At 46.5% G+C, this 17,818-nt stretch carries 17 protein-coding genes, 1 tRNA gene, 1 pseudogene and 1 riboswitch; of the genes and pseudogenes, 3 read left to right on the top strand and 16 right to left on the bottom strand.

What is annotated here, in order from left to right:
- Window positions 1-48: 48 nt before the first annotated feature.
- From ACTVAI_RS07140 to ACTVAI_RS07130, 3 genes are all read right to left on the bottom strand, one after another.
- Window positions 49-1,446, bottom strand: a complete 1,398-nt coding sequence (locus ACTVAI_RS07140) for a PH domain-containing protein (protein ID WP_443486268.1) — start codon at window positions 1,444-1,446, stop codon at window positions 49-51.
- Window positions 1,439-1,930 carry a PH domain-containing protein gene (locus ACTVAI_RS07135; protein ID WP_443486267.1) on the bottom strand — a complete coding sequence of 164 codons (492 nt, stop codon included), beginning with the start codon at window positions 1,928-1,930 and terminating at the stop codon, window positions 1,439-1,441. The genes ACTVAI_RS07140 and ACTVAI_RS07135 overlap by 8 nt, the downstream gene beginning before the upstream one ends.
- A 180-nt stretch (window positions 1,931-2,110) precedes the next feature.
- A complete protein-coding gene (locus ACTVAI_RS07130) occupies window positions 2,111-3,466 on the bottom strand; it encodes a M24 family metallopeptidase (RefSeq protein ID WP_443486298.1) in 1,356 nt (451 codons plus the stop codon).
- A gap of 136 nt (window positions 3,467-3,602) precedes the next feature.
- Here ACTVAI_RS07130 and ACTVAI_RS07125 point away from each other — a divergent pair, with 136 nt between their 5' ends.
- Window positions 3,603-4,466, top strand: a complete 864-nt coding sequence (locus tag ACTVAI_RS07125) for a nuclease-related domain-containing protein (protein ID WP_443486266.1) — start codon at window positions 3,603-3,605, stop codon at window positions 4,464-4,466.
- A 158-nt stretch (window positions 4,467-4,624) separates the two neighbouring features.
- Here the strand turns inward: ACTVAI_RS07125 and ACTVAI_RS07120 are convergent.
- Both ACTVAI_RS07120 and add read right to left on the bottom strand, forming a co-directional pair.
- Window positions 4,625-4,695: transfer RNA gene (locus ACTVAI_RS07120), tRNA-Ala, on the bottom strand.
- Between the two features lie 55 nt (window positions 4,696-4,750).
- Window positions 4,751-5,758 (bottom strand): adenosine deaminase, encoded by a 1,008-nt coding sequence (add, locus tag ACTVAI_RS07115; RefSeq protein WP_443473221.1) that lies wholly within the window; start codon window positions 5,756-5,758, stop codon window positions 4,751-4,753.
- A 166-nt stretch (window positions 5,759-5,924) separates the two neighbouring features.
- Between add and ACTVAI_RS07110 the strand changes: the two genes are divergently transcribed.
- A complete protein-coding gene (locus ACTVAI_RS07110; RefSeq protein WP_443473220.1) occupies window positions 5,925-6,311 on the top strand; it encodes a RidA family protein in 387 nt (128 codons plus the stop codon).
- A gap of 261 nt (window positions 6,312-6,572) precedes the next feature.
- Here the strand turns inward: ACTVAI_RS07110 and ACTVAI_RS07105 are convergent, their stop codons facing one another.
- From ACTVAI_RS07105 to ACTVAI_RS07080, 6 genes and pseudogenes are all read right to left on the bottom strand, one after another.
- Window positions 6,573-6,857 carry a hypothetical protein gene (locus tag ACTVAI_RS07105; RefSeq protein WP_443473219.1) on the bottom strand — a complete coding sequence of 95 codons (285 nt, stop codon included), beginning with the start codon at window positions 6,855-6,857 and terminating at the stop codon, window positions 6,573-6,575.
- A gap of 174 nt (window positions 6,858-7,031) precedes the next feature.
- Complete coding sequence (locus tag ACTVAI_RS07100; RefSeq protein WP_443473218.1) at window positions 7,032-7,616, bottom strand: cob(I)yrinic acid a,c-diamide adenosyltransferase; 585 nt, start codon at window positions 7,614-7,616, stop codon at window positions 7,032-7,034.
- Complete coding sequence (locus ACTVAI_RS07095) at window positions 7,591-8,055, bottom strand: EutP/PduV family microcompartment system protein (RefSeq protein ID WP_443473217.1); 465 nt, start codon at window positions 8,053-8,055, stop codon at window positions 7,591-7,593. The genes ACTVAI_RS07100 and ACTVAI_RS07095 overlap by 26 nt, the downstream gene beginning before the upstream one ends.
- A gap of 18 nt (window positions 8,056-8,073) precedes the next feature.
- Window positions 8,074-8,418: pseudogene (locus ACTVAI_RS07090) on the bottom strand (BMC domain-containing protein).
- Between the two features lie 101 nt (window positions 8,419-8,519).
- The gene (locus tag ACTVAI_RS07085; protein WP_443473215.1) at window positions 8,520-9,074 is read right to left on the bottom strand and encodes an ECF transporter S component; all 555 of its coding nucleotides are present in this window, start codon (window positions 9,072-9,074) and stop codon (window positions 8,520-8,522) included.
- Window positions 9,053-9,451, bottom strand: a complete 399-nt coding sequence (locus ACTVAI_RS07080; protein WP_443473214.1) for a DUF4430 domain-containing protein — start codon at window positions 9,449-9,451, stop codon at window positions 9,053-9,055. Before ACTVAI_RS07080 ends, ACTVAI_RS07085 begins: the two co-directional genes overlap by 22 nt.
- A gap of 181 nt (window positions 9,452-9,632) precedes the next feature.
- Window positions 9,633-9,787, bottom strand: a riboswitch (adenosylcobalamin (AdoCbl) riboswitch).
- A 148-nt stretch (window positions 9,788-9,935) separates the two neighbouring features.
- On the opposite strand from ACTVAI_RS07080, the gene ACTVAI_RS07075 reads away from it, so the two are divergent.
- On the top strand, window positions 9,936-10,790 hold the full coding sequence (locus ACTVAI_RS07075; RefSeq protein WP_443486265.1) for a nuclease-related domain-containing protein: 855 nt from the start codon (window positions 9,936-9,938) through the stop codon (window positions 10,788-10,790).
- 164 nt (window positions 10,791-10,954) lie between these two features.
- Here ACTVAI_RS07075 and ACTVAI_RS07070 read toward each other — a convergent pair whose 3' ends face one another.
- The 5 genes from ACTVAI_RS07070 to ACTVAI_RS07050 form a co-directional block, all read right to left on the bottom strand.
- Window positions 10,955-11,914: a Gfo/Idh/MocA family protein gene (locus tag ACTVAI_RS07070; RefSeq protein ID WP_443486264.1), complete on the bottom strand. Its 960-nt coding sequence runs from the start codon at window positions 11,912-11,914 to the stop codon at window positions 10,955-10,957.
- Between the two features lie 11 nt (window positions 11,915-11,925).
- The gene (uvsE, locus tag ACTVAI_RS07065; RefSeq protein WP_443486263.1) at window positions 11,926-13,170 is read right to left on the bottom strand and encodes a UV DNA damage repair endonuclease UvsE; all 1,245 of its coding nucleotides are present in this window, start codon (window positions 13,168-13,170) and stop codon (window positions 11,926-11,928) included.
- Between the two features lie 127 nt (window positions 13,171-13,297).
- Window positions 13,298-14,734, bottom strand: coding sequence for a 6-phospho-beta-glucosidase (locus tag ACTVAI_RS07060; protein ID WP_443486262.1), 1,437 nt, complete (start codon window positions 14,732-14,734; stop codon window positions 13,298-13,300).
- Window positions 14,734-16,884 carry a glycoside hydrolase family 3 N-terminal domain-containing protein gene (locus ACTVAI_RS07055; protein ID WP_443486261.1) on the bottom strand — a complete coding sequence of 717 codons (2,151 nt, stop codon included), beginning with the start codon at window positions 16,882-16,884 and terminating at the stop codon, window positions 14,734-14,736. The genes ACTVAI_RS07060 and ACTVAI_RS07055 overlap by 1 nt, the downstream gene beginning before the upstream one ends.
- Window positions 16,853-17,803, bottom strand: a complete 951-nt coding sequence (locus ACTVAI_RS07050; RefSeq protein ID WP_443486260.1) for an ROK family protein — start codon at window positions 17,801-17,803, stop codon at window positions 16,853-16,855. Before ACTVAI_RS07050 ends, ACTVAI_RS07055 begins: the two co-directional genes overlap by 32 nt.
- Between the last annotated feature and the right edge of the window lie 15 nt (window positions 17,804-17,818).

Here is a 17,818-nt window from a genome sequence, read left to right as displayed (position 1 = left end):
TGGCAGCGATTTGGCGTTAAAAAATAAACCTACCCTCATGAGGCAGGTTTATTTGTTAAAAAACAGTTTCAATTTTTGTTGGTGCTTTTGCCCAATGAACTTCAACTTGATGGCTTCGGATCCGAGACCTGTTTTAAGGGTCATTTTGGTGTGACCAATTTGTTTCGGATACAACCACTTGCTGGTTTGGTTAGTAAGGGCCTGTATTTTAGGTCGTTCGACAAAGGTTTGCACTTTGGTTAAAGACTCGAAAGTTTGCAGGCACAAGCGACTTGCTGTTTGGATGGCATAGCCTTGATAATGATAGTCCAACCAGGCACAAAATAGAAAGTACGTTGCCACTAACATAGCCGCAAGTCCCCAATAAAAATGAAAATAAAACCCGGCAATGATTACGGGTATAAAGAGTAAATACCAACGCCAGAAGTACCAAATTTTATTGGTGGAAGCGCGGATGAGGTCAGGTTGTTGCATGTGCCATTCCGGCAATAGCTGGTCCAGGGTTTGATACAACTTGCTGTCTGAAATGATGGGTAGGACATACAGTTTAGTGGGGGTATTATTTTCACCTTGTTTTTCCTGGCCCCCTGCCAGGATTATTTCAACGGACGAGAGTTTCAACACTTTGCGTAACACTTGTTGGCGAATTCGGATACCCTGGATTTTATCAACCGGGATTTTTTGGACTTTTCTTTCCAACAACCCACTTTCAATGGTCAGAGTCTGGTTGGAGCGTGACACATTGAAGTTATAAAACTGGAAAAAGTTCTTGGCCAAAGATATCAGCATAATGGATACAAATACAAGCAAAGCTAATCCGAGCAAGAAAATCCAGCCACGACGATACGCATCTTCGGCAGTGGTCACAACGTTTGTATACCAACTATCCGGAATCAACTCGGTCCCGAAAGCGATCAGAGCCGTTAAGGAGGCGAGAATGCTGAGGTCGGTGATACCGAAAAGAAATATTTGCTCATCGGTGACGTGATAAGTCGCCTCGGCAGCGGTCTGGGGTTCTTTTTCCAAAGGCTCGCGGTGACGGTAACTTTCCAGTAATTGGAGGGTATTTATGTCTACGGCTGGTAACTCGCCCTCCGCCTCTTGGGATTTTCCGCCTGCGGTTTCGATCAGGATCTGGATGATATTGAAGGGTTTGTAAAAGAACCATTGGCGTTGCTTGATGGTCTGGATGCGTTCGTAAGGGATGTCGGTTTCTTTTTTCCGAAAAAAACCGTGGTAAATGATGATTTTTTCGGGGGAAATGACGTACGAGCGCGTTAGGTATTTTGCGATTGCTTGGACGAGTGCCAGGGCGACGATTCCCAGGATGACTAAATAGGAGCCGCCGTTGATTAAAGTCAGAACGAGCAGGAAAAGCCAGGTTCTTAAGGCTTGGATCCAGTAACTGGCGATGGCCATGGGATGGAATTTTTGACGATTAGACATCCTCTTTCGCCACCTTTACGAGTGCAATGATTTGTTCGCGCAGATTCAGGGCTTCGGACATATCGAGGCCGGCAATGCGGTGGCTGGTCGCTGCGGTATGGATGACGATTTCCATCAGGTTTTCTTTGCGCAGGAACGGTCCTTGCTCGGTTTCGACGTGCTGGATGCGGTTCATCGGCACGTAGGTGATTGAGCGGAAAAAGTAGCCTTTTTGGAAAGCCAGGTCCTCGGGTGTCACTTCGAAGCGGTAGAAATGATAGCGATATGGAATCAGTGCTACAGAGATTAGGGTTATAAGTATCGTGATACCGAAATAAATGCTGAGCGCGATAATCCATGGGTTGGTGAAGACGTCCAGATAGGCGAGAAGAGCTGTAACGGCTAATCCGATGATTATGAAAATAAGTGCGAGAAGAATTGTGGTTTTGCGCCAGACAGACTTGATTGTTGCCGGCATTTGTTTTGGTAATAAGGGATATTCCAAAGGGTTGTTCCTCCTAGTAGCGTTTGTTTAAATTTTAGCATAATTCATGAAAAAAAGAGTCCCTTTGCAGAGACTCTTTGCAAACTCGGAAGGAGATTTTAGAATGGGTAAATTTACTGCCGAGTTTTTTTAAAAGTCGGCAGGAGAAGTTGCCTTTGTTGTTTGTTCTTCCGATTTTTGTTAGTTTTCGAGATAGAGACTGATATCTTTGTTCAGCATGAAGGGTCTGATATAGCCCAGTGTACTAGCTAAAGGCAGAATCTCGTCTGGTAAATCGATATTTAGTTCCTGTTTTAGATAGGCTCTGCGATTTTGGATTCGGGTCCAAAGCTCAGGGTAAGATGCTTTGATTTCATTTTGGAGTTCCGTGTCGGCGATTGCGACCGTGCTCTCAGCGGAAACACCCTGTTTGTATTGCTTTTGGCTCGGGATAAAATCGACCTGGAACAGCATGCCAGACGCAACGGTAGCGTTTGAACCTTTGAAAAATGGCGATGATAGCCATTCCTCATCGGCCACCAGGTGCCCGGGACAAAGTTCCCATCCATAAGTTCTTTGTGGGTATTGGGCTTCAAAATTGGCGTAGAATTCGCCGGCGTGAACGCCTGGTTTCACGTTTTGGAGCCAATAGTTATAGGCTGTGAAATAAGGATAAACCACGTTTTCCAGATAACCTGGGTCTACTTGTTCGAGTTGTTCTCTGGTTTCGACGGCATACCCTGCTCGACTGGAAAGGCCGCCTTTGTAGGCAGTTGTCAGGGCTACTTTATCACCCTGCTCCAGTTTTTTGTGGGTCGGGTAAATATTGGCATTCACAAAACGTTCGCCGAATGCGGCTATGGATACGACAGTATTATATTGGCCGTGTTGGTGCAGATGTGCACCGATTTCGATTTCGGATTTACCTACTTCCAAATTGTTCAGGGCGTTCAGGACGCCGTCTGAAGCCAGTGAAGCCCCATATTCGTAGTGGGCAATTTCGTTGGCGTTATTGGTCGTGCGCGCGCCGTAAGCCGGGTCAATCATCAAGCCAGTTGCGTCCACCAGATTTGTGGTACGGGTTTTGATGGCTTCCACGATAAAGTTCGGTATATCGATTCCCGGGATGAGCTTCCACCCTACCAGCCCTACTTTTTGGCTAGTGTCGATAGCTGCTTCGCTAAAGATGTTTTTCAGTTCGTCCCCGCTGTCCATTGGTTGGTTGGGAAGTGAGAACATCGAACATTTGAAGCTTTCAGACGGAATCCGTGCATATTTTGCTTTGTTATGGTTTTCATTTCCCAAGATTAAAATGCTGGAACCGTCGACGTTCAGGATCTGGATTGCCTCTTCAAAGCGTGGGATGAAGCCAACCAGGTACTCGAAGTTGGCGCCGTGCTCTTTGTCGGCGTAGATGATGAGTGACGAGAGCTGGTTTTGTTTCATAAGGTTCAGGACTTTCGTTTTGCGTTCTTGGATGGTTGCGTCGGTTAGTTCGGTTTGGATGCCTGGATTGTCGCGAAGTGGCTGTTTGGTTTGTTTGTAGTTGGGTTTGATTATAATCACTCCTTGTTTGTAATGCGGTTACAATCATTATAGTATAGTTGTGGATTTTGTGCAGAGCCAGAATGATTTTGAAGGAAAAAAATTGTTTTTGCGAATTTTCGCTTATATATATGTAGGGGGAATGTATATGTTAATGAAAGTTCGTGAGAAACCGATTGAGCTACAGAAGTTAGAAGCTCTGCGTGGCCGGATGGCTTTTACGTCTGAACAGGAGCACCTTTATAAGTCTTTGTTGATTGGCTATAGGGGAGAATGTTTGAATGATGGTATGGCTGATGACATGGATGAATATGTGATGCGGTTGCATGATTTGCTTTTGGTAAGCGGTGGACGGACTTGCCAGATTGATTCTTTATTTATTTCTGATGGAAAGGTTTATCTTTTGGAGATAAAGAATTGGGAAGGTTCTTTCGATATAAAGGATGGGGATTTTATTGGACTGGCTGCCTGCCCATTGGCTCAACTCAAGCGTTCTAAATTGATTTTGGAAAATGTGGTACGAAGTATGGGGATTGAGTTAGAAGTTGAGGCCAGGCTTGTTTTTATGAATCCCAAAATTGTTGTTTATGGCATCCAAAGAGACGCTCCCATTTTGTTTGTGCATCAGATTCCGGAATACTATAGGGATATTTGTTGGCGTGGTGGCTGGTCCCAGTGGGATAGACGATTGGCGGAGAGGCTTTTAAAATATCATGTGGCGGTTAATCCTTATCAGAAAGAAGTGCCCTATTCTCGGGCGAGCGTTTCGAGTGGCATGATGTGCCCTGACTGTCGTGGGAAAATGATGGGTTTCGATTTGGTTAAACTGTATTGTTCCAGGTGTAATTTTTATGAGCTTAAAAAGGATGGACTGGTGCGGGCTAAAGCTGAGCTGGATACTTTATTCGGTAATTCTCTTTACCCACAGCGTGATTTGTATCTTTGGTGTGAGGGGTTAGTTTCAAAAAGAATGATTCATACGTTCATTACGCAAAGGTCGAGTAAGTTTTGAAGACCTTTGCGTAGATTTTGTATTTTGCCGGCAAAGGTAGGCGTTTATTAACGAACCTTTGCGTTAATAGTTGGTTCAGAGTGCAAAGGTTGTTGAATTTGAGAAGACCTTTGCGAAAAAGGACCCACTTCGTTATGAAGTAGGCCCTTTTTTATGGATGGACGATACGAGAATCGAACTCGTGCTACTAGCATGCCATGCTAGCGTACTCCCGCTATACTAATCGCCCGGGATTCTTTAGCGTCATTGGTAACGCTAAAGATAATTATAGCACAAGATTTTTCTTAGTCCAGATAGGGAGCGTAAGAATTTTCAAGTTGTTTTTGAATCGTTTGTTTTACTTCCGCGCTTGCGAATGAGTGGCGGATAGCTGCTACGTTTAATTTCTTCATTTCGCCATAGGTCAAGGCGCAATTTTCAGCCATGAGTTGGTATTCGCGGCTGAGGGTTGTGTTTGAGACGGTTCGGTTGTCGGTATTGACGCAACACGGAACGTTTTCGTCCAGGAACAGGCGCAAGGGATGGTCATCCAGGGACGCGATTGCATTGGTCTGGACGTTGCTGGTTGGAGCCACCTCCAATAAAATATTACGCTCGCGGCAAAGGTCGCGGGCTTTTTTGTCGTTTCTGACTGCGACGCCGTGGCCGATTCGGGTTGCACCGAGGTGGATTGCATCCACGACGTTATGCGGGCAGTTACACTCACCGGAATGGAGCGTGATTTGAAGATTGGCTTGTTTGGCCGCATCCACGACTGGTTTTATGTGCTGGTTGGCGCCCTCTTTTTCATCTCCGGCGAAATCGAAACCGACGACGTAAGGATTGTGGTAGGTTTTGATTTGCTCGACAAGTGCCAAGTTGTCCGCGTTGGAATGGTGGCGCATGGCGCTGATTAGGAGGTTGACTTTGACCGGGAATACGTCGGTTGCGGCTTCGAGTCCGCGGATAACGGCATCCAGTACTTCATGAAGGGTCAGCCCTTCTCGTGTATGCAGTCGCGGTGCGAAACGTAGTTCGATATATTTCACATTGTCGTTGGCGACGGCTTCAATGGTTGCGTAAGTGGCCTCTTCCAGGTTTTGGGCAGTCTGGAGAAGTGGCAGGATTGCGTCAAAGCTGTCGAGATAGTCTTGCAGGTTGAGGCATTTATCCGGTGCTATGGCCTTTTCGATTTCGCCGGGTTGGTAGCCTGCCTCGGTTGCGAATTTACGCAAAGTTGGTAGTGGCACGGAGCCATCAAGGTGGCAATGTAGTTCCACTTTCGGGAGTTGTTCGATGATTGATTTTTCCATGATTACACTGCCTTTCAAATGTATATTAAGAAATATTATAGAGATTTTGTTGCCAAAAGTAAAAGCATAAATTCAATAGGTTGGTTTTTCGGCGATGATTATTTGTATATAGGGAGGTACTTCGCTAGAATGAATGGTATCAAAGACTTAATAGGAGGTTTCAGATATGGTTAGAAAAATTTATACAGCAGACAGTGTAATGGCGTCGGGTCCTTATTCGCATGCGGTCGACGCTGGCGAGTATGTTTATTTTTCCGGTCAAACGGCCAAGAATGCGATTGATGCTCGTGAATTGGGTGATGATATTGCGGCTCAGACTGTGCAGTGCTTTACTAATTTGTTGGCAGTTATGGCTGAAGCGGATCTAACACCTGATGATGTGGTCAAAGTGAATGTGTATCTGACTTCAATGAAACATTTTGAGGCGATGAATGAAGTTTATAAAACGCAATTCGAGGCCCCATACCCGGCCCGGACTTGCGTCGCTGTTCTGGAATTGCCGCTTGGTGCAGATGTCGAAATTGAAATCGTGGCGAAACGCCCGATTAAATAAAGATAATACTGCTTTTGGATGATTTGATCCGGAGGCAGTATTTTTTTTGAAAATTTTTGGTGGTAAACGGGATTGATGTGCAGACACTGTAAGAAAAATAAATAAAACGAACCGCAGTATAGGCGCACTGGCCTTACTGTGGTTCGTTGAAATACCATTCAGGTGAACTATCAATACTTTTTTGCAGGCCTGCGGGGACATTTTCCATTTTTCCATCAAATGGAAAATTCGGATTCAAGATGAGTGGCCTTGCAACGGAGGCTAATGGAACAGTGTTGAGCATTTTTTCCAACAGGCATTCATTTTTGATTCCCCCATTGCCAATGACGGGAATATTACCGGCTGCCTTCTGGAGCATTTCCATTTCCCCCAAATTAGCTTGAATGTTGTCGTGGATGAAAAATAATTCAATACGGTTTCCAGAATTTGAGAAGAAGCAATAAATCCATCTGTAACAATTAATAGTCGTTCATTTTCAAATTCCGCTAAATGCTCCAAGCTATTATCACCCATGTATAAAGTTGTTCCAAATCTGACTTTCTCCATCATTACCCTCCTTTCTCGCAAAAAAAGGCCGCAAGTAACGGGAGTATCATTGATACTCGTGTACTTACGGCCTCGTTGCTCGTATTTTTAATTCGCACGCCCTTGTGCTCTACCCTCTAAATGTACTATTCAAAGAAATAATTGTCAATAGTTTTTTATAAAACGGTTTCATTTCTAATCTTTTAAATCTTTTTTAGTTATTTCGGTATGGAAGACTTTACCGCTGCGTTCGTATAGCACGTCTTTAATCTGTGCATCCGCATTAACAACCCGCGCAATTGCAAAGAAATAATCCGATAACCTGTTGATAAATTTGAGGACTTCCTCATTCATATCGTTAGTCCATTGGAAGGTCACGATTTCTCTTTCCGCCCGGCGTGCCACGGTACGTGCAAAATGAAGCGTGCTGGCAAGCGTTGTCCCCCCTGGTAAAATAAATGACTCCACTACGGGTGGGATATCCGCGTATACATCAATTCTACTTTCTAGCCAAAAAGTTAAATCTTTGGTCACCCTGTATGGATTTTTACCATGTGGTGTTGCCAAATCATTGCCACAATCGAACAGATACTGTTGAATTTGCATCAGTTCCGCTCTAAGTTGTGGCTTCGTTTCATCCAGACTGGTAATGATTCCAACGATACTGTTCAATTCATCCACGGTTCCATAGGCAATGACCCGTGCTTCGTCTTTAGCTAATTGGATGCCCCCGACAATGCGCGTGTAACCCTTATCACCGGTCCGAGTGTATATTTGCATGAACATCTGCTCCTTTTAAATAATCTATTAATGCTGGCATGCCCTCGCCGGTTACGGCAGAAACACGAAAAATCTTTTCCACTCCGGCTAGTTGCAGTCGTTTCTCTGCATCCTGTATTTGTTTTTCGTCCTCGCATAAATCAATCTTGGTAACAATCCCGATACATGGTCGCATCATGTTCTGGGCAAAGTTTGGTGAAAAAATCATTTCCTGTTCAATGGCGCTGGAGATCAAGCCGATAATTTCCGATTCGGCTGCCATCATCTGTAAGGCACTATAAAAACGCCGATGCTGCACGAATTCGCCTGGCGTATCAATCATTTGGGGGTAAAACTCCACTGCCTGCGTCTTGTTATATTTCAGCTCTTCGCCTAAAATACTTTGGCAAAGCGTCGTTTTTCCGCTCCCAATCGATCCGATATACATTATCTTTTTCATATAAAGACCCCGTTCGATTTATGTTTTCGTAATTTTAGGTACACTAAATCCCATCATCCTCTCAAGAAATGATGTTGTTTCTATCATTGCTCCTTCAACAGCGGCAATGTCTCCCAAAATAAAAACTGAGCCACTGAAGCGATCAACAAAACCAATTTTTATCGGCCCTTGTTTTTTAGCCATGTCCACGGCAATTACGGCCACTTCGCTTGGCGTAATGGTCATGATACCAATTGCCTGGTAATACTCATTTTGTAATCACAATTTGTCAAAGATACGTTTATCAGGATTGGCAATGATATGCGCAATGGTGACTTGTTTTCCCGGAACGGATTCAAATATTTTTCTTTCCTTTGTTTCCATACTTGCCCCTCATTTCAATATGAAAGCGCAACACACACCCTCATATTATTTCTATTTTTTCTAAAAGTCAAGACAAGAAAAAACCGAGGAGCATCCTCGGTTCAATGGATTTTTCGCATTTGGTGGTGTAACAACGGTGCTAGAATCGGTTCCAGGATCAAGTAGAAACCAGCATTTCCCGCCGCATGCATGAGGTCGAACGAAATCCCCATTAAATAGTAGACCCAAAAATTGGTCATGCCATACATATTGTAAGAAAAAATGGAGATGATGAATCCGAACAGCAGGCCGTTCAAAAAAGAATAGGCAGTAAAAATGAAGCGGGTATTTTTCTTCCCCTTCCCATAAAGGGGTTTGAGAAAGATGCCGGCGAAACCCAGCAAAAGGAAATACGTGATGAGTTGTGGAAAAAGCCAAGGACCCATTCCCAAAACCATATTGGACAGAATAAGGGACGCAGCTGCAACAATCAAGCCGTCCGTAATCGTGAGATTCAATGTTATCAACAGGAGGATGGTCGTCATCGGTTGGACATTCGGGATAAATTGAAAGACAATCCTGCCAACATAACAAAGGGCTGTCAGGATAGCCAATAAAGCTAATCGCTTAACCGAAAATTTTTGGCTCTTTTTTCTTACATCGCTTCTAGTTTCCATTCTACAACGTCTCCCTCTTGGAGTTCCGTTTCATTTGCGCCCACTGGTGCCATTTCGCCATTTATATCAAATAACCAATATTTCCCTGCTTCCGTATCTTGTTCCTGTCCGTCAATGGACGTAATGAAGCCGTCCGTTTCTTCGATGTCATAATTCTCTTTCATAACATCCAGGAGAATAGCGCCCTCTTCGACTTGTATTTCTTGGCTGCCACCCTCAACTTCTTCACCATCAATGGACATGCGCATCGTGACGGTAATCGTCTCTGCCATAACTGATGAGATGGTTGATTCGGAAATTGATTCTTCGGTCGTTTGTGGTGATTGGCAACCCGCCAAAATAAATCCAGATGCTAATAAAAATAAATATTTTTTCATTTTCCTTCACTCCTAATTTTTGTATTATAAAAAATTAGGAACTGAATAACCGTCATTGGTTACCCACCTTCATCTTTGAAGTCCAGTCCCCATCTACTAATTTTTGATAGAGGTCCTTCATTTTGCTAAAAATGAAGCTGTTTTTTGAGTACAAAAAAAGCCTATGCGCCATTACATAGACTGGGACGATACTGTTTTACCTCGAAACAGCAAACGTTGCATTATTAGCAATCCAAGATAAAGATCTGACTCCATATGTCTCCATATGATTACAGTGGCGGGACCGTATTGGGATTTAACCAAACTTCCGTATCTTGGTTGTCTTTGAATGGTACTTCTATCACCTCTGATTGTAGGTGAAAGTTCCGCAAAATGCAAGCGCTTATATAAGTATGATCAGTTTAAGGCTATAGAGGGTATTTTTTTATTTTAAAAAAAGCTTTTCGAGGTTTTTTGCTTATATATATGTAAAGGGGGAATGGCTATGTTGATGAAAAAACGGGAAATGGCGGTTGAGCTTCGGGTATTGCGTGCGCTACAGGGGCGGATGGTGTTTTCGCCGAGGCTGGAGCGACAGCTGCGGAATTCGGAATCGGGCCAGGTTGGTGAGTGCAGCTTTGATGAATTGGGTGCCCGGATTGATGATTGTGCGGTGCGGTTGAATGATTTGGTGTTGGTTGTTGGTGGAAAGTTGTGCCAGATTGATGCTTTATATATTTGTGATGGTGTGGTTTATTTGTTTGAAGTAAAAAATTGGATGGGGGCGTTTGACTTAATGGATGGGGATTTTGTCGGTCTATCAGCCTGTCCGTTGGCGCAGCTAAAGAGATCCCGGATGTTGCTGGAAGAATTGTTGCGGTCGATGCGGGTATCGGTTCGGGTAGAATCACGATTAGTATTTGTGGGAACGGGCGTAAGTTTGTATGGGTTGCGGCGGGATGATCCGGTGTTGTTGCCGCATCAGGTGCAAGGTTATTTAAACGAATTGCGGATACGGTCGGGCGGATTTTTGCGGGATAGTGATGTCCGGTTGGGTCAGCGATTGGCTAATCACCATGTTGTGAATAATCCATATCAGCAGTTGGCTAAGTACTGTGTGGAGGATGTAGCGGGTGGGGTACTTTGTGGGGAGTGTCGGGTTCGGATGGTTGAATACAGTTTTCTACGATTAACTTGCCCAAGATGCAACATATTTGAACATAAACGAAACAGTTTAGAACGGACAATTCTAGAATTAGATACTTTATTTCCACCAGAAAAACAACGCGTCCATCAAATTTATTTGTGGTGCGACAAAATATTTTCAAAAAGAATGATTCATGATTACTTAAAACAGTAAAATCTGCATACATTCATGAATATTATTCCGAGTATGCAGACTATTTGCGAAAGTCTGCATGCTCGGAAAGCTTCGTATCGGGAGCGCGCAGAGAAGGACCCCTTTCTCTGCACACTTGACCTTATACAGCCAACGAGTATTCAGAGTAGGTGGTCCATAATAATTTAATCGAACGGATAAACCAGTCCCCATTCGGCCCGAACCGTATCCATAATAGTCATGACATTTTTTGTTTTGGCGAGAGTGGGGTTAGCACCCTTTTCCAGCACCATATTGGTGAAATTATTGATTTCATGAGTGAAGGCATGGGCGGTATCGGTTGTCTCAATCACTGTTTTGTTTCCTTGTAGGTCCGTAAAAGTAGCTTGGTTAGCGCGGGTGTAGCCCGGTATTTCCAGGTAACCTTTTTGGAACGCAACGACGCCTACATGTGGGAGGTCGGTACCAAAAGATAAGGTAATGGTTGCCAGTTCTTTTTCTTTATTTTTCAAAAGAATGACGGAGGTTTCATCGACTCCGGTTTCGTGTAGGTTGCCGAAAGTCAGGATTTCGTCAGGTTGGCTGGTCATGAACTCGAGTGCGAATGTGAGCGCGTAAGTTCCGATGTCGAAGAGTGCGCCGCCCGCCAGCTCGGGTTTGTAGAAATACATCGGGGAGTCTTCGGGTTTGAAGGCTCCGTATGGCGCGTGGATGTATTTGAGTTTGCCAAGGTCGTGCTCCGCTATCCACTGTTTGAGTTTTGGATAAAGCGGGACATGGAAAATGGTCATGGCTTCGGCCAAATAAAGGTTCTTGTCGGCCGCGAGCTGGATGACTTCGTCGAGTTGGACGCCGCTCGTCACCATGACTTTTTCGGAAAAGACGTGCTTACCGGCATTCAGGCATTGCTTGATCTGCTTGTAATGGTGGCTGTGAGGTGTCGCGATATAGACGGCGTCGATGGTAGCGTCGGCGAGCATTTCTTCATAGCTGCCGTAGCTGACAGGAATCTTATATTGGTCGGCAAATGCGGCTGCTTTTTCTTTGGAACGGGATGCAACGGCGTAAAGCTCGGCCTTGTCAGTTTTGAAAGAACGTGCGAAATCATTGGCGATGTTGCCTGCTCCCAGTATTGCCCATTTCATGGTGTGGCCTCCTAAAGGTATAAGTATAATGATTGCAAAAGATAGTCGACTTCGTATTTGGTTGCCAACTTGAGCAGCTGGCGTTTGATTGGTGCGGGTGCGCCTTTAGCCAAGTTTCGTTCAAATTGTTTGCGCTCGGCTGGAGTCGCTTGGTCCTTGAAGTAGCCCCAAACGTGTTCGGCCGCATTCTCAATGTAGCCGGGGTTCGCGCTTGAATCAGCTAACGTTGTTTCGATTAACTGATAGAATTCGCGCACCGGGTAAGCTGATTTATCTTTTAATAACGTGCGGATAGCTTGATAAGCAGCTGGCGATTTTTCCAGGATGGCATATTTGTATCTACCCCACTCTTTTTCCAAAAATTTGATTTGGGGTGTATCGGTCAAGGCGTTGACACATTTAACGGCGGACAGGTTTTTATCCTTGACTTCCAGCATGATATCGATGGTTTGATCGGGTAATTCGCTGTAGAAATCCAGAAACGTTTCAAGCGCGATGGTTTGGGTATGGGCACCGGGTTGCTTGGTCGGGTCCTGTTGGGAATAATGAATTTTTTGCTTGCCGTCTTCGGGCTGCCAGGTTTTGGCGACTTCTGCGATCCAATAGCTGTCCGGCGCCTCTGTTGGCGGTTGGTTGATCGCGTGATGCAGATTATCGAATACGGCCGGTATTTTCAGTCGGTTAGCCAGAACCAGGACTTCTTCAATATTATAGGAACGTTCGTCATTTTCGATGATGAGGCGGTCTTTGACGGATTGCGGCAGGCGCTGGAAATTGAGAGCGAATCGCTCCATCGCAACTGGCTTATCACCGTATACCCCTCCCACGTGCAGAATGATTTTACTGGTGCGGTCGGTTCCAAGCGCGGTAAGTACTTGGTCGTGGTAAATCAGATCCGCAATGGTGCGGTTAACGACGTCATCACTTGGGGAGTTCAAAACGGTATATTGGCCCGGGTGCATGGAAACGCGTAGGCCATTTTTTTTGATTTTGGCACCGATTCTATGGAAATCCTCTTGATGAATCACGCGCCAGTCGAGTTCATTAACGGGGCTCGAGCCAAATGGAATCAGGTCGGAACTGATCCGGAATAGTTTGATATTATTTTCGTGGTTATAATCAACCATGCGCTCGAGTGAGGCCAGGTTGTGTGCAGTTACCTCGGTCAGTTTTTCCGGGGTGGCGAATTTCATCGTGACGGCGCGGACGTTTGTACCCGGCGTCCCGATATTTAAACAGGCATAGCCAATTGACATAAAGATGGGTGCTCCTTTCGTTAATCGTATTGGATTAAATTTATATTAAATGAGGGATGAAAGCAATTTAAAGGGTTTGGCGAACCCAAAAAACTCGGCAGCGAATTTGCTGCCGAGTCGATCATCGTTACAAGTTTTCCCCGTTCGAGGCAATCACTTCCTTGTACCAATCGAAAGACGCCTTTTTCTTGCGGTCTAGGGTCCCTTCGCCTTGGTTGTCTTTATCGACGTAAATGAATCCATAGCGCTTCTCCATTTCACCGGTGGAAAAACTGACGATGTCGATGCAGCCCCAAGGTGTGTAGCCGATCAGGTCAACGCCATCTTCTTCAACGGCCTGTTTCATTTGCTTGATGTGTTCACGCAAATAATGGATGCGGTAGTCGGCCTGAATGGTGCCATCCGCCTCAACCGTGTCGTATGCACCAAAACCATTTTCCACAATAAACAAAGGCAGGTTGTAGCGTTCGCTCAAGACATTCAGGATATAACGCAAACCAACCGGGTCAATCGGCCAGCCCCAGTCACTTTTTTCAAGATAGGGGTTGTCGGTCAACTTCAAACCATCAATCGCCCCATCCTGTCTGCCCGGGACATCCTCCAAGGCGGTCACGGTATTGGACATGTAATAGCTTAAACCGATGTAGTCCACTGTCCCTTCGCGCAGGATTTGCAACTCCTCTTCCGTATAGTCAATCTGATAGCCTTCCTTTTCCCAGATTTTCAAAACGTAACCGGGGATTTCACCGCGGACATGGATGTCATTGTAGAAGAAACGGCGGTCCATGGCCTTTACGGCTGCCATCATGTCATCTGGATTGGAGGAATACGGATAAACCGGGACATAGGCCATCATGCAACCAATCTGAAAATCGGGATTGATGCGGTGGCCGATTTTGACGGCTTTGGCGCTGGCGATCAGTTCATTCAAGCTCGCTTGGTAGACCACTTCTGCTTTGTTTTCGCCCTCTTCGAAAATGATGGCCGAGTTGTTGAACACATGCAGGGGATGGTAACCATCTGCCTGGTTGTTGATTTCGTTGAACGTCATCCAGTACTTCACCTTGTCGCGGTAGCGTTCGAACACCGTTTCCGCATAATGGGCAAAGAAATCAATCAGCTGCTTGTTGCGGAAACCGCCGTATTGCTTGTAAAGATGATAAGGAATTTCAAAATGGGACAAGGTCACGACCGGTTCAATCCCGTATTTCAGCAATTCATCAAACAGGTCATCGTAAAACTGCAAACCCGCCTCGTTCGGTTCGGTTTCGTCCCCCAATGGGAAAATGCGGCTCCAGGCGATGGAGGTCCGGAAACTCTTGAAGCCCATTTCCGCGAACAAGGCAATGTCTTCCTTGTAACGGTGGTAGAAATCAACCGCTTCGTGGCTTGGGTAATGATACTCGGGCACCACACCGTCCGTTATTTTCCGGGCCGTCGTATTGGAGCCGCCGCTGATGACATCAGCGGTTGAAATACCTTTGCCACCTTCATTCCAGCCACCCTCGATTTGGTTGGCCGCAACGGCGCCACCCCAAAGAAAATCATGCTTGAAACCCTTCATTAACCTTTTCCTCCTTCTAGTAACTTGAATGTGCCCACCTTTTCGGCAAGACTATCCGTCCCGATAAAGACGTCAAACAGACCGGGGTCGGCGTGGTTTGATAAGTCGGGATGGATGTAACGCAAATCAGCTTCGATCAAAGTGAACGTGAATGGTGCTTCACTTTGCGCCGGAACCGTGATTTTTTGGAACTTTTTCAACTCCTTGACTGGCCGTGACACGGTCGCGACTTGATCATGGATATAAAGTTGGATGGTTTCCGTCCCGTCGTAATTACTCGTGTTCTTGATAAGGCCGCTGAAATGGATTTCGCCATCCGGATCGAGTTCGGTCGTACTCTGTTCGATTTCCCGCAACTCAAATGTAGCGTAGCTTTTTCCGTACCCGAAAGGATACAACGGTTCGTTCGGGATATCCAAATAGCGTGATACATATTGGTAGCCTTTTGTTTCCTCGGTCAGTGGACGGCCGGTACGGATCTGGTTGTAATAAACCGGAATTTGGCCGGTCGTGTACGGGAAAGACATGGACAATTTCCCGCTCGGGTTGACGGCACCGAACAAGACATCCGCCACGGCATTCCCTGCTTCTGTCCCGGGGAACCAAGCCTCCAGGACGGCATCGGAATACTGTTTGACCGCTCGCAAATCCAGCGGCCGGCCGTTAAAGAGCACAGTCACGACCTTCTTGCCGGTGGCGTGGGCTTGTTTCAACAACTCGATTTGGACCGGATGCAGGGTGATGTCGGACTTGCTGGCACCCTCGCCGGATTCGCGGCTGGCTTCACCCAGAGCCACCACCAAAGTTTCACTGGTGGCGAACACGTTGTGGATGGCTTGCCATTCGGATGCTGAGATGGCGGTCGTTTCCGCGACCGGTGCTACCTGCAACTGGCGAGCATAGGGCTTCATTCCCGCTTCCAGAGTCACGCTTTGGGATGGGTCACCCATTAAGGACCAGGAACCCAGCACATCCTGACTTTGGGAAAATGGCCCCACCAAGCCGATGGCAGTATCCGCTTTGAGTGGCAATGTTTGGTCGTGGTTCTCCAACAATACCAGTGTTTGGCTGGCCAACTTACGGGCTTCACCCCGCAAAGCTTCGGTATCAATCGGTTCTTCGGTCAGGCCCCGATAAGGATTCTCAAACAAACCTAAATCATTCTTCAAATTCAACACGCGCCACACGGATGCATCAATTGCTTCCTGTAAAGGAGCGAGTTCTTCCTGGGCATGGATGTAACTGTAGGACGTCATGTCGATATCGATTCCCGCCGCCACCGCCAGTTGGGCTGCCTGGGTATGGTCTTCGGCCACCCCATGATTGATCAGTTCGCCGACTGCATTCCAATCGGAAATGATGACCCCATCAAAGCCCAGCTGTTCCCGCAAAACCGTTTCGAGGAGCGGTTTGTTGGCCGTGACCGGCGTGCCGTTGAAGACGTTGAAAGAAGTCATCACCAATTTGGCCCCGGCCTCGATGGCAGCTTGAAAAGCGGGCAAATGATTTTGATGCAGTTCCACTTCCGACATATCGACGCGGTTGTAGTCCCGTCCAGCTTCAGCCCAGCCGTAGCCGACAAAATGTTTGACACAGGCCGCAATCTTCTCATGATCCTTTTCCAGATCTGTCCCTTGATAGCCCGTAACGAATGCTTCTGCGTAAACCTGATTCAAATAAGGATCTTCACCGGTACTCTCCAGCACCCGTCCCCAGCGCGGATCACGCACCAAGTCAACCATCGGGGAAAAAGTGACCTGAATCCCTTCACTGCTGGCTTCCTTGGCTGATAAAGCGGCCATTTCCTCAATCAGGGCTGGATTCCAACTGGCGCCAAGCGCAAGCGGAATCGGGAAAATGGTCCGGTAGCCGTGAATGACATCCGCCATCAATAACAACGGGATTTTCAAACGACTCTTTTCCAAAAAGCGTTTCTGAATCGCAGCGGCTTGTTCCCGGGTTTGGGTATTCAACGTCGACCCGACGACAAAGCGGTCTTCTTCCGCCATAATCACATTTTGTAACGGACCGGTCAAGGTGCCTTCTTCCGGATTTTCATCCAGGAAGTGCGGGCTGACTTGCACGAGCTGGCCAATTTTTTCCTGGAAGGTCATTTGCTCAAATAAGTGCCGTAACTTCGTTTTTTCCACTCTCTACGTTCTCCTCCTTGCAGCTTTTCATGGCCTTGTAAGTTGCCCCGACAATCCCGGCATCATTCAAGAAATGACACGGGCGGATTTCGGCCAAAGTCATATTTTCCATATCACGGTGTCCAGCCTGCAAAGCCCGGACGCGGCGATTCAATTCCTGGATAAAGGCTGGGTTGGCACTGATGCCGCCTCCGACCAACACCACTTCCGGGTCCAGGGTCACCAGGACATTGAAAATCCCGATGGCGAGATGATGATAAAACGCATCGATGACCGCTTGGGCATTGGTGTCACCCGCTGCGGCCAAGGTAAATATCTGTTCGCCGTCCAATTCGGAAGTTGTCCCTGTTTCGTCTTGGTAACGTTGGACCAAACCGGATTGGACGGAACCGGTCAAGCTGAGCGACGCCAAGCGCGTATCGTCCGCGTCGATAAATTTGTTGATCATAAAGCCAAATTCCCCCGCTGTCGCATGGGCACCGCGATAAATGTCATGGTTGATGATGATGGCCCCACCGATGCCGGTCCCGACCACAGCCGTGAAATAATTCGCGTACTGTTTGCCGGCTCCGAGCCATTTTTCGGCCAAGGCAGCACTGTTAGCGTCATTTTCAACCGACACCGGAACGCCCAGTTCTTTTTCCAGGATATCTTTCAAATGGATACCATAAAAATCGAAAATGGCTCCGCCGGTCGTCATAAAGCCGGTCGCCTCAACAACACCGGGCACACTGATTCCCACGGCGACGATTTCATGGTTTTCTTGATAGGTTGCCACGATTTCTTTGACTCGGCTGATGATTTCTTGGCCCTTGGTGCTGGTTTTGCTTTTTGATTTGTGAAGGATGGTGCCCGTTTCATCCAACAGGCCGTATTTAATATTCGTCCCGCCGATATCGATACCAATATATTTCTTCATTGCTTTCCCTCGTTC

It is taken from the genome of Jeotgalibaca sp. A127, assembly GCF_052266745.1.
Lineage (GTDB): Bacteria > Bacillota > Bacilli > Lactobacillales > Aerococcaceae > Jeotgalibaca.
Note: the sequence above shows the minus strand (reverse complement) of the source record. Positions and strands in the feature narration are given on the sequence as shown.